The 14,311-nt window shown below is 68.7% G+C and carries 1 protein-coding gene (running past one end of the window); it reads left to right on the top strand.

All coding sequences use genetic code 11. The features are described 5' to 3' along the window. Positions 1–14,311, top strand: partial view of a tandem-95 repeat protein gene (locus INQ48_31270; GenBank protein QRF62046.1) — the 3' portion only. It extends 34,409 nt beyond the left edge of the window; 14,311 of the gene's 48,720 nt are visible here — the last part of the coding sequence; its start codon lies off the left edge, out of view; the stop codon is at positions 14,309–14,311.

Here is a 14,311-nt window from a genome sequence, read left to right as displayed (position 1 = left end):
CAGCCTGGTGAACGGCAACGTGGTGTTCACGCCCGCGGCCAACTACAACGGCCCGGCCAGCTTCACCTACACCGTGAGCGATGGGCAAGGCGGCAGTTCGACGGTCACCGTGACCGTCAACGTCGCGGCGGTCAACGACGCCCCCGTGGCCGGCAACGACATCGCGAGCACGCCGATCAACACGCCGCTCTCGAGCATCCCGGTGCTGGCCAATGACAGCGACGTCGATGGCGACCCGTTGACGGTCACCAGCGCCACGCTGAACAACCCGGCCCAGGGCACGGTCGGCATCAATGCCGACGGCACGCTGAACTTCACGCCCGCCAGCAACGTCACGGGCGCGGTGGTCATCAGCTACACGGTGAGCGACGGCAAGGGCGGCACCGCGACGGCCACGCTGACCGTCAACGTCGGCACCAACACGCCGCCGAACAGTGCCGACGCGACTCTCTCGGGCACGGAAGACACGTCGCTCGTGCTCACGAGCGCGAACTTCGCCTTCGCCGACGCCGACGCGGGCCAGACCCTGGCCAATGTGCGCATCGACACGCTGCCCGCGAACGGCACGCTGCTGCTCGATGGCGTGGCCGTCAGCGCCGGCCAGGTGATCTCGGCGGCCGACATCGCCGCCGGCCGCCTGAGCTTCTTGCCCGGTGCCGACGGCAACGGCACGGGCTACGCCAGCTTCACCTTCTCGGTGCAGGACTCGGCCGGCGCCTTCGACACGACGCCGAACCGCATCACCATCGACATCGCCGCGGTCAACGACGCACCGGTGGCCGCGCCCGACACGGTGGCGGCCGTCGAGGACACGCCGCTGAGCATCCCGGTGGGCAGCCTGCTGGGCAACGACACCGACGCCGATGGCGACACGCTGGCCATCGTCAGCGTGCAGGACGGCATCAATGGCACGGTGGCGCTGATCGGCGGCAACGTGGTGTTCACGCCGAATGCCAACTACAACGGTCCGGCCAGCTTCACCTACACGGTGAGCGACGGCAAGGGCGGCAGCGCGACCACGACCGTGACGGTCAACGTCGCCGCGGTCAACGATGCGCCGGTGGCCGGCAACGACATCGCGAGCACGCCGATCAATACGCCGCTGACCAACATTCCGGTGCTCGCGAACGACGGCGATGTGGATGGCGACAGTCTCACCGTGACCAGCGCCACGCTGAACAACCCGGCGCAAGGCACGGTCAGCATCAACGCCGACGGCACCTTGAACTTCACGCCGGCGAGCAACGTGACGGGCGCCGTGGTCATCAGCTACACCGTGAGCGACGGCAAGGGTGGCACCGCCACCGCCACGCTGACCGTCAATGTGGGTGCGAACACGCCGCCCGACAGCGCCGATGCCACCATCGGCGGCAGCGAAGACACCGCGGTGATCCTGAATCCGTCGAACTTCGCGTTCAGCGACGCGGACTCGGGCCAGACTCTGGCGAACGTCCGGATCGACACGCTGCCGGCCAACGGGACCTTGCTGCTCGATGGCGTGGCCGTGAGCGCGGGCCAGGTGGTCTCCGCCGCCGACATCGCCGCGGGCCGGCTGAGCTTCGTGCCGGCCGCGAACGGCAACGGCACGAACTACGCGAGCTTCACCTTCTCGGTGCAGGACTCGGGTGGCGCCTTCGACACGACGCCGAACCGGATTACTTTCGACATCGCGCCGGTCAACGATGCGCCGGTGGGCAACCCCGACACCGTCAACGCGGTCGAAGACACGCCGCTGAGCATCCCGGTCGGCACGCTGCTGGGCAACGACACCGACGTGGACGGCGACCCGCTCGCCATCGTGAGCGTGCAGGATGCGACCAATGGCACGGTCAGTCTGGTCAATGGCAATGTGGTGTTCACGCCGGCTGCCAACTACAACGGGCCGGCCAGCTTCACGTACACCGTGAGCGACGGGCAGGGCGGCACGTCGACCGTGACGGTCACGGTGAACGTCGGGGCCGTCAACGACGCGCCGGTGGCGGGCGACGACATCGCGAGCACGCCGATCAATACGCCGCTGACCAATATCCCGGTGCTGGCCAATGACGGCGATGTCGATGGCGACAGCCTCACGGTCACCAGCGCAACGCTGAACAATCCGGCGCAAGGCTCGGTCAGCATCAATGCCGATGGCACGCTGAACTTCACGCCCGCGGCCAACGTGACCGGTCCGGTCGTCATCAGCTACACGGTGAGCGACGGCAAGGGCGGTGTGGACACGGCGACCTTGACGGTCAACGTCGGCACCAATACCCCGCCGAACAGCGCCGATGCGACGATCTCGGGCACCGAGGACACGCCGGTCGTGCTGGGCGCCGCGAACTTCGCGTTCACGGATGCGGATTCGGGCCAGGCGCTGGCCAACGTTCGAATCGATACGTTGCCGGCCAACGGCACGCTGCTGCTCAACGGCGTGGCGGTCACGGCCGGGCAGGTGATCTCGGCCGCCGACATCGCCGCGGGCAACCTGAGCTTCGTGCCGGGCGCGAACGGCAACGGCACGGGCTACGCGAGCTTCACCTTCTCGGTCCAGGACTCGGGCGGCGCCTTCGACACCGCGCCGAACACGATCACCTTCGACATCGCCGCGGTCAACGACGCGCCGGTGGCGAATCCCGACACCATCGGTGCCGTCGAAGACACGCCGCTGACGATCCCCGTGGGCACGCTGCTCGCGAACGACACCGACGTCGACGGCAACCCGCTCACCATCACGAGCGTGCAGGACGCCACCAACGGCACGGTCAGCCTGGTCAATGGCAACGTGGTCTTCACGCCCGCGGCCAACTACAACGGACCGGCCAGCTTCAGCTACACCGTGAGCGACGGCCAGGGTGGCACATCGACGGTCACGGTCACCGTGAATGTCGGCGCCGTGAACGACGCGCCGGTCGCCGGCAACGACATTGCCAGCACGCCGATCAACACGCCGCTGTCGAACATCCCGGTGCTGGCGAACGACAGCGATGTGGACGGCGACAGCCTCACGGTCACCAGCGCCAGCCTCAACAACCCGGCGCAGGGAACGGTCAGCATCAACGCCGACGGCACGCTGAATTTCAGCCCCGCGGCGAATGTGACGGGCCCGGTCGCCATCAGCTACACCGTGAGCGACGGCAAGGGCGGTACTGCGACCGCCACGCTCACGGTCAATGTCGGCACCAACACGCCGCCCGACAGCGCGGACACGACGATCTCTGGCACCGAGGACACGCCGGTCGTTCTGGGCACCGGGAACTTCGCGTTCACCGATGCCGATGCTGGCCAGGCGCTGGCCAATGTGCGCATCGACACGCTGCCGGCCAATGGCACGCTGCTGCTCGATGGCGTGGCGGTCACCACGGGGCAGGTGATCTCGGCGGCCGACATCGCGGCTGGTCGGTTGAGCTTCGTGCCCGCGGCCAACGGCAATGGCACGGCCTATGCCAGCTTCACCTTCTCGGTGCAGGATTCGGGCGGCGCCTTCGATACCGCGCCGAACCGCATCACCTTCGATGTTGCAGCGGTCAATGACGCACCGGTCGGCACGCCCGACACCGTCAATGCGGTCGAGGACACACCGCTGACCATTCCCGCCTCGGCATTGCTGGGCAACGACAGCGACGCCGATGGCGACACGCTGACCATCACGAGCGTGCAGGGTGCTGTCAACGGCACGGTGAGCCTGGTGGGCGGCAACGTGGTGTTCACGCCCGCAGCCAACTACAACGGCCCGGCCAGCTTAAGCTACACGGTGAGCGATGGCAATGGCGGCAGCTCGACGGTGACGGTCACTGTCAATGTGGGCGCCGCCAACGATGCGCCGGTGGGGAATCCCGATACCGTCGATGCGACCGAGGACACGCCGCTGACGATCCCGAGCAGCGTGCTGCTGGGCAACGACACCGACGTGGATGGCGATGCGCTGACCATCACGAGCGTGCAGGACGCCACCAACGGCACGGTGAGCCTGGTCGGTGGCAATGTGGTGTTCACACCGGCGGCCAACTACAACGGGCCGGCCAGGTTCAGCTACACCGTGAGCGACGGACAGGGCGGTACATCGACGGTAACCGTCACGGTCAACGTGGGCGCTGTCAACGACGCGCCGGTGGCCGGCAATGACATCGCCAGCACGCCGATCAACACGCCGCTGACCAACATCCCGGTGCTCGCGAACGACAGCGACGTCGATGGCGACTCGCTGACGGTCACCAATGCCACGCTGAACAATCCGGCGCAGGGCACGGTTGCGGTCAACGCCGATGGCACGCTGAACTTCACGCCCGCGAGCAACGTGACGGGTGCGATCGTCATCACCTACACGGTGAGCGATGGCAAGGGCGGCACCGACACGGCCACGCTGACCGTCAATGTCGGCACCAACACCGCGCCGAACAGCGCCGATGCGGCCCTGTCCGGCACCGAGGACACACCAGTCGCCCTGGGCACGGCCAACTTCGCCTTCACCGATGCGGACGCCGGCCAGACCCTGGCGAACGTACGCATCGACACGCTGCCCACCAACGGCACGCTGTTGCTCGACGGCGTGGCCGTGACGTCGGGCCAGGTGATTTCCGCCGCCGACATCGCCGCCGGCCGACTGAGCTTCGTGCCGGCCGCGAACGGCAACGGCACGGGCTACGCGAGCTTCACTTTCTCGGTGCAGGACTCGGCTGGCGCCTTCGACACCACGCCCAACCGCATCACCATCGACATCGCGGCGGTGAACGACGCACCGGTTGCCAACCCCGACACGGTGACGGCGGTCGAGGACACGCCGCTGAGCATTCCGGTGGCGACCTTGCTCGCCAACGACACCGACGTGGACGGCAACCCGCTGACCGTCGTCAGCGTGCAGGACGCGACCAATGGCACTGTGAGCCTGGTGGGCGGCAACGTGGTGTTCACGCCGGCCGCCAACTACAACGGCCCCGCGAGCTTCAGCTACACCGTGAGCGACGGGCAGGGCGGAACCTCGACCGTGACGGTCACGGTGAACGTCGGCGCCGTCAACGACGCGCCGGTGGCTGGCAACGACATCGCGAGCACGCCGATCAACACGCCGCTCACGAACATCCCGGTGCTGGCCAACGACAGCGATGTTGATGGCGACAGCCTCACGGTCACGAATGCGACGCTCAACAATCCTGCGCAGGGCACGGTGACCGTCAATGCCGACGGCACGCTGAACTTCACCCCCGCCAGCAACGTGACGGGCGCCGTGGTCATCACCTACACGGTGAGCGATGGCAACGGCGGCACCGCGACGGCCACGCTGACGGTCAATGTCGGCAGCAATACCCCGCCGAACAGCGCCGATGCCACGGTCTCCGGCACCGAAGACACGCCGGTGGTGCTGGGCACCGCGAACTTCGCATTCACCGATGCCGACAGCGGTCAGACGCTGGCCAATGTGCGCATCGATACGCTGCCGGCCAATGGCACGCTGCTGCTCGATGGCGTGGCCGTCACGGCCGGCCAGGTCATCTCGGCGGCCGACATCGCTGCGGGTCGCCTGAGCTTCGTGCCGGCCGCGAACGGCAATGGCACGAACTACGCGAGCTTCACCTTCTCGGTGCAGGATTCGGGTGGCGCCTTCGACACCACGCCGAACCGCATCAGCTTCGACATCGCACCAGTCAACGACGCCCCGGTCGGAAACCCCGACACGGTGAGCGCAAGCGAGGACGTGCCACTGACCATTCCCGTGGGCACGTTGCTGGGCAACGACACGGATGCCGACGGCGACGCACTGACGATCGTGAGCGTGCAGGATGCCGTCAACGGGACGGTGACCCTGGCCAACGGCAGCGTGGTCTTCACACCGGCGGCCAACTACAACGGCCCGGCCAGCTTCACCTACACGGTGAGCGACGGCAAGGGCGGCACCTCGACCACGACCGTGACGGTCAATGTCGGCGCGACCAACGATGCGCCGGTAGCCGGCGACGACATCGCGAGCACGCCGATCAACACGCCGCTGACCAACATCCCGGTGCTGGCGAACGACAGCGATGTCGACGGCGATCCGTTGACGGTCACCGGCGCCACGCTGAACGACCCGGCGCAGGGAACCGTGACGGTCAACGCCGACGGCACGCTGAACTTCACCCCGGCCGCCAACGTCACGGGCGCGGTCGTCATCACCTACACCGTGAGCGACGGCAAGGGCGGCACGGACACCGCCACCCTGACGGTCAACGTCGGCACCAACACGCCGCCCGACAGCGCGGACGCGACGATCTCGGGCACGGAAGACACCCCGATCGTCCTGACCACGGCCAACTTCGCCTTCGCCGACACGGATGCCGGCCAGACCCTCGCGAACGTGCGCATCGACACGCTGCCGGCCAATGGGACGCTGCTGCTCGATGGCGTGGCCGTCACAACGGGGCAGGTGATCTCGGCTGCCGACATCGCAGCGGGCCGGCTGAGCTTCGTGCCGGCCGCCAACGGCAATGGCACGGGCTACGCGAGCTTCAGCTTCTCGGTGCAGGACTCGGGTGGCGCATTCGATGCCACGCCGAACCGCATCAGCTTCGATATCGCGCCGGTCAACGACGCACCGGTCGGCACGCCCGACACCGTCAATGCGGTCGAAGACACACCGCTGACCATTCCAGCCTCGGCATTGCTGGGCAACGACAGCGATGCCGATGGCGACACGCTGACCATCACGAGCGTGCAGGGCGCGGTCAATGGCTCGGTCAGCCTGGTGGGCGGCAACGTGGTCTTCACGCCGGCTGCGAACTACAACGGCCCGGCCAGCTTCAGCTACACGGTGAGCGATGGCAACGGCGGCAGCTCGACCGTGACGGTGAGCGTGAACGTCGCGGCCGCCAACGACGCGCCCGTGGCCTCGCCGGACGCGGTGGCCGCCACCGAGGACATGCCGCTGACCATTCCCACCGGCAATCTGCTGGCCAACGACACCGACGTGGATGGCGATGCGCTGACCATCACGAGCGTGCAGGACGCGGTCAACGGCACGGTGAGCCTGGTGGGCGGCAACGTGGTGTTCACGCCCAACGCCAATTACAACGGCCCGGCCAGCTTCACCTACACGGTGAGCGACGGCCAGGGCGGCAGCTCGACCACGACCGTGACGGTCAATGTCGGCGCCGTGAACGACGCGCCGGTGGCGGGCGACGACATCGCGAGCACGCCGATCAACACGCCGCTGACGAATATCCCGGTGCTGGCGAACGACAGCGACGTCGATGGCGATCCGCTCACGGTGACGGGCGCAAGCGTCAATCCGGCGCTCGGCTCGGTCACGGTCAATGCCGACGGCACCTTGAACTTCACGCCGGCCAACAACGTGACGGGACCGGTCGTCATCAGCTACACGGTGAGCGACGGCAAGGGCGGCACGGACACGGCCACGCTGACGGTGAACGTCGGCACGAACACGCCGCCCAACAGCGCCGACGTCACGATCTCGGGCACCGAGGACACGCCGGTCGTTCTGGGCAGCGCCAACTTCGCGTTCACCGATGCGGATGCAGGCCAGACGCTGGCGAACGTGCGCATCGACACGCTGCCGGCCAACGGCACCCTGCTGCTGAACGGCACGGCGGTCACGGCGGGCCAGGTGATCTCGGCGGCCGACATCGCGGCGGGCCGGCTGAGCTTCGTGCCGGCGGCCAATGGCAATGGAACGGGCTACGCCAGCTTCACCTTCTCGGTGCAGGACTCCGCCGGGGCCTTCGACACGGCCCCCAACCGCATCACCATCGACATCGCGCCGATCAACGATGCACCGGTGGGCAACCCCGACACCGTCAATGCGGTGGAGGACACGCCGCTGAGCATTCCGGTTGGCACGCTGCTGGGCAACGACACCGATGTGGATGGCGATCCGCTCACCATCGTGAGCGTGCAGGACGCCACCAACGGCAGCGTCAGCCTGGTCGGCGGCAACGTGGTCTTCACCCCGAACGCCAACTACAACGGCCCGGCCAGCTTCACCTACACGGTGAGCGACGGGCAGGGCGGAACATCGACGGTCACCGTGACCGTCAACGTCGCCGCCGTGAACGACGCGCCAATCGCGGGCAACGACATCGCGAGCACGCCGATCAACACGCCGCTGACCAACATCCCGGTGCTGGCCAACGACAGCGACGTCGATGGCGATCCGCTCACGGTCACGGGTGCGACGCTGAACAACCCGGCGCAGGGCAGCGTGACGGTCAACGCCGACGGCACGCTGAGCTTCACGCCGGCCAACAACGTGACCGGGGCCGTCGTCATCAGCTACACCGTGAGCGATGGCAAGGGCGGCACCGCGACGGCCACGCTGACGGTCAATGTCGGCAGCAATACCCCGCCGAACAGCGCCGATGCCACGGTCTCCGGCACGGAAGACACGCCGGTGGTGCTGGGCACCGCGAACTTCGCGTTCACCGATGCCGACAGCGGGCAGACGCTGGCCAATGTGCGCATCGATACGCTGCCGGCGAACGGCACGTTGCTGCTCGATGGCGTCGCCGTCACCGCCGGCCAAGTGATCTCGGCCGCCGACATTGCAGCCGGTCGCCTGAGCTTCGCTCCGGCCGCCAACGGCAATGGTCCGGCCTACGCCAGCTTCAGCTTCTCGGTGCAGGACTCGGGCGGTGCCTTCGACACCGCGCCCAACACGATCACCTTCGACATCGCAGCGATCAACGATGCACCCGTCGGCAACCCCGACACGGTGAGCGCGAGCGAGGACGTGCCGCTGACGATCCCCGTGGGCACGCTGCTGGGCAATGACACCGATGCCGACGGCGACGCGCTGACGATCGTGAGCGTGCAGGATGCCGTCAACGGCACGGTGACCCTGGCGAACGGCAGTGTGGTCTTCACGCCGAACGCCGACTACAACGGGCCTGCCAGCTTCACCTACACCGTGAGCGATGGCAAGGGCGGCACCTCGACCACGACCGTGACGGTCAATGTCGCAGCCGTGAACGACGCGCCGGTGGCCGGCGACGATATCGCGAGCACGCCGATCAACACACCGCTCACGAACATCCCGGTGCTCGCGAACGACAGCGATGTCGACGGAGATCCGCTCACCGTCACCAGCGCCACGGTGGATCCGGCGTTCGGCACGGTCACGGTCAACGCCGATGGCACGCTGAACTTCGCGCCGGCCGCCAACGTGACGGGGCCGGTGGTCATCACCTATACGGTGAGCGATGGCAAGGGCGGCACGGACACCGCCACCCTGACGGTGAATGTCGGCACCAACACGCCGCCGAACAGCGCCGACGCGACGATCGCCGGCACCGAGGACACCGCCATCACGCTGACGAGCGCGAACTTCGCGTTCACCGACGCCGACAGCGGCCAGACCCTGGCGAACGTGCGCATCGACACGCTGCCGGCCAACGGCACCCTGCTGCTCAACGGCGTGGCAGTGAGCGCGGGGCAAGTGATCTCGGCCGCCGATATCGCGGCCGGTCGCCTGAGCTTCGTGCCCGCGGCCAATGGCAACGGCACGAACTACGCGAGCTTCACCTTCTCGGTGCAGGACTCGGCCGGTGCCTTCGACGCGACGCCGAATCGCATCAGCTTCGACATCGCGCCGGTCAACGATGCGCCGGTCGCGAATCCCGACACGGTAACGGCGGTCGAGGACACGCCTCTGAGCATTCCGGCCGCGAGCTTGCTCGGCAACGACACCGACGTCGACGGCAACCCGTTGACCCTCGTGAGCGTGCAGGACGCCACCAACGGCACCGTGAGCCTGGTCGGCGGCAACGTGGTGTTCACGCCGAACGCCAACTACAACGGCCCGGCCAGCTTCACCTACACGGTGAGCGACGGACAGGGCGGCACGTCGACCACGACCGTGACGGTCAATGTCGGCGCCGTGAACGACGCGCCGGTGGCGGGCAATGACATCGCCAGCACGCCGATCAACACGCCGCTCTCGAGCATCCCGGTGCTGGCCAATGACAGCGATGTCGACGGCGACAGCCTCACCGTCACCAATGCCACGCTGAACAACCCGGCGCAAGGCACGGTGACGGTCAATGCCGACGGCACGCTGAACTTCACGCCGGCGAACGATGTGACGGGCGCGGTCGTCATCACTTACACGGTGAGCGACGGCAAGGGCGGCACCGCGACGGCCACGCTGACCGTCAACGTCGGCACCAACACGCCGCCGAACAGCGCGGACGCGACCCTCGCCGGCACCGAAGACACGCCGCTGGTCCTGACCACGGCCAACTTCGCGTTCACCGACGCCGACGCCGGCCAGACCCTCGCCAACGTCCGCATCGACACGCTGCCGACCAACGGCACGCTGCTGCTCGACGGCGTGGCCGTCACGTCGGGCCAGCTGATCTCCGCCGCCGACATCGCCGCCGGCCGCCTGAGCTTCGTGCCCGCGGCCAACGGCAACGGCACCGCCTACGCGACCTTCACCTTCTCGGTGCAGGACTCGGCCGGCGCCTTCGACACCGCGCCGAACCGCATCACCATCGACATCGCACCGGTCAACGACCTGCCGGTCGCGAACCCCGACGCGCAGACCGTTCCCGAGGACACGGTCGCCACGGGCAATGTGCTGGGCAACGACAGCGACGCCGACGGCAACACGCTCACTGTGACGCAGTTCGTGGTCGACGGCAGCACCTACACGGCCGGGCAGAGCGCCACGCTGGCGGGCGTGGGCACGCTGGTCATCAACGCCGACGGCAGCTACGTCTTCACGCCGGCGGCCAACTACAACGGCCCGGTGCCCGTGGCGACCTACACCGTCAGCGACGGCACGGGCACCGCGAGCGCCACGCTGACGCTCGCCGTCTCCCCGGTGGCCGACGGTTTCTCCGACGGCGACGAAAGCGTGAGCACGGCGGAGGACACGCCGATCTCGGGCTCGGTGCTCGCGGGCACCAGCAGTCCCGACGGCACGGTGACGGTCACCGGCTTCAGCGTGGCCGGCGATGCGACGGCCTATGCCGCGGGCCAGACCGCGAGCATCGCGGGCGTGGGCACGCTGAGGATCAATGCCGACGGCAGCTACACCTTCACGCCGGCGGCCAACTACAACGGCCCGGTGCCGGTCGCGACCTATCGCCTGAGCGACGGCAGCAGCACCGACAGCTCGACGCTGACCATCGTGGTCACGCCGGTGGACGACCCCTTCACCGACGCCGACGAGAGCGTGAGCACGCCCGAGGACACGCCGATCTCCGGCACCGTGCTCGCGGGCACCAGCAGCGTCGACGGCCCGGTGACGGTCACCGGCTTCACGGTGGCGGGCGACGCCACGGCCTATGCCGCGGGCCAGACCGCCAGCATCGCGGGCGTGGGCACGCTGACGATCCGCGCCGACGGCAGCTACACCTTCACGCCGGCGGCCAACTACAACGGCCCGGTGCCGGTCGCCACCTATGCGATGACCGACGGCTCGAGCACCGACAGCTCGACGCTGACGATCACGGTGAGCGGCGGCAACGACGCGCCGGTGGCGAACGCCGACACGAACACCGTGCCCGAGGACACGCCGGCCACCGGCAACGTGCTGGGCAACGACAGCGATCTCGACGGCGACAGCCTGACGGTGACGGGCTTCACGATCGGCGGCGCCAGCTACACCGCCGGCCAGACGGCCACGCTCGCCGGAGTGGGCACGCTGGCGATCAATGCCGACGGCAGCTACGTCTTCACGCCCGCGGCCAACTACAACGGCTCGGTGCCCGTGGCGACCTACACCGTGAGCGACGGCACCGCCACCGCGAGCTCGACGCTGACCATCGTCGTCACGCCGGTCAACGACGCACCGGTGGCGGGCGACGACCTCGCGAGCACGCCGATCAACACGCCGCTGACCAACATCCCGGTGCTGGCGAACGACAGCGACGTGGATGGCGACACGCTCACGGTGACGGGTGCGAGCGTCGATCCGGCGCGCGGCACGGTCACGGTCAACGCCGATGGCACGCTGAACTTCACGCCGGCCGCCAATGTGACGGGGCCGGTGGTCATCACCTACACGGTGAGCGACGGCAAGGGCGGCACGGACACGGCCACCCTGACGGTGAACGTCGGCACGAACACGCCACCCAACAGCGCCGACGCGACGATCTCGGGGGCCGAGGACACGCCGGTCGTTCTGGGCAGCGCCAACTTCGCGTTCACCGATGCGGATGCAGGCCAGACGCTGGCGAACGTTCGCATCGACACGCTGCCGGCCAACGGCACCTTGCTGCTGAACGGAACGGCCGTGACGGCGGGCCAAGTGATCTCGGCTGCCGACATCGCGGCCGGCCGCCTGAGCTTCGTTCCCGCTGCGAACGGCAACGGCACGAACTACGCCAGCTTCACCTTCTCGGTGCAGGACTCGGCGGGCGCCTTCGACACCACGCCGAACCGCATCGGCTTCGACATCGCGCCGGTCAACGATGCGCCAGTGGCGAACCCCGACACCGTCAATGCGGTGGAGGACACGCCGCTGACGATCCCGGCCGCCACCTTGCTCGGCAACGACACCGACGTCGACGGCAATCCGCTGACCATCGTGAGCGTGCAGGATGCGACCAACGGCACGGTCAGCCTCGTCGGCGGCAATGTCGTCTTCACCCCGAACGCCAACTACAACGGCCCGGCCAGCTTCACCTACACGGTGAGCGACGGGCAGGGCGGCACTTCGACCGTCACGGTGACCGTCAATGTCGCCGCCGTGAACGACGCGCCGGTGGCTGGCAACGACATCGCCAGCACGCCGATCAACACGCCGCTGAACAACATCCCCGTGCTGGCGAACGACAGCGACGTCGATGGCGACAGCCTCACGGTGACCGGCGCCGTGCTGGACAACCCCGCGCTCGGCACGGTCACGGTGAACCCGGACGGCACGCTGAACTTCGTGCCGGCCACCAACCTCAATGGCCCGGTCGTCATCCGCTACACCGTCAGCGACGGCCAGGGCGGCACCGCCACCGCGACCCTGACGGTCAACGTCGGCGCCAACACGCCGCCGGACAGCACCGACGCGACGATCCGCGGCACCGAGGACACGGCGCTCGTGCTCACCGGCGCGAACTTCGCGTTCACCGATGCCGATGCGGGCCAGACGCTGGCGAACGTGCGCATCGACACACTGCCGGCCAATGGCACCCTGCTGCTGAACGGCGTGGCGGTGACGGCGGGCCAGGTGATCTCGGCGGCCGATATCGCTGCCGGCCGGCTGAGCTTCGTGCCCGCGGCCAACGGCAGCGGCACGGCCTACGCGAGCTTCACCTTCTCGGTGCAGGACTCCGCCGGTGCCTTCGACGCCACGCCCAACCGCATCACCATCGACATCGCACCGGTCAACGGCGCACCGGTGGTGCGGCCCGACAGCGCGGTCTCGGCCGGCGGCGCGCCGGTCACGATCGACGTGCTGGCCAACGACAGCGACCCCGAGGGCGGACCGCTCACGGTGCGCGACATCAACGGCGTGCCGATCGCGGTCGGCGGCTCGGTCGCGGTGGACGGCGGCACGGTCACGCTCAATGCCGACGGCACGCTCACCTTCGTGCCGCTGCCAGGCTTCTCGGGCACGCCGAGCTTCTCGTACACCGCGGTCGACCGCGACGGCGCCACCGCCACCGGCACGGTGAGCCTCACGGTCTCGCCGGCCACGCAGCCGCCGGCGCCACCCCCGCCGCCCGTGCCGCCGCTGGCCGAGGTGCCGCCGAGCGTCGGCCAACTGCTCGAGTTCGGCCAGCCCGACTGGCCCGCGGGCTGGGACATCCGCACCGAGTGGGGCTACAAGGCCTACGAGCTCAAGCCGATGGCGGTGCCGCTGCACATCGACGAGGCGGTCAATGCGATCCGTCCGCTCTACGGCATCCAGTTCCTCGACGGCAAGGAGCCGCTGCGCATCGCGCTCGAAGGCATCCGCCCGCTCGACGGCATCCCGCGGCTGGACAGCGGCACGCCGATCCTCGACGTGGTCGAGAGCCTGCAGCGCCGCTTCGTGGTGCTCGACCCGGCGCGCGCGATGTTCTCGCGCCAGGGCGATGTGCGGGTGCTCGAGGCCATGCGCCCGGGCCAGGAGCTGCTGGTCGGCGACACCGCGGACCGGCCGGACGGCGCGTCGGGCCTCGGCGCGCTCGGCGCCGCGGCTTCGGAAGCCTCGAACGATCCGCGCATCGGCAACGAGCGCACGCCGCCGCAGCGCCTGGCACCGCCGTCGCCGCGCGCGGCCGGGCTGCCGGTCGGCGACGTGGGCGGGCTGCTCTTCAGCGAGCAGATCGCCTTCCACGTCAACCAGTCGGCCACCGAAACGGAGCAACTGGCTGCCGCCCTGCGCGCGCAGCCGGTTGTGGAGATCACCCCTTGA

Source organism: Variovorax paradoxus, assembly GCA_016806145.1.
Lineage (GTDB): Bacteria > Pseudomonadota > Gammaproteobacteria > Burkholderiales > Burkholderiaceae_C > Variovorax.
The sequence above is the reverse complement of the archived record's forward strand: the minus strand, read 5'-3'. Positions and strand labels throughout refer to the sequence as shown.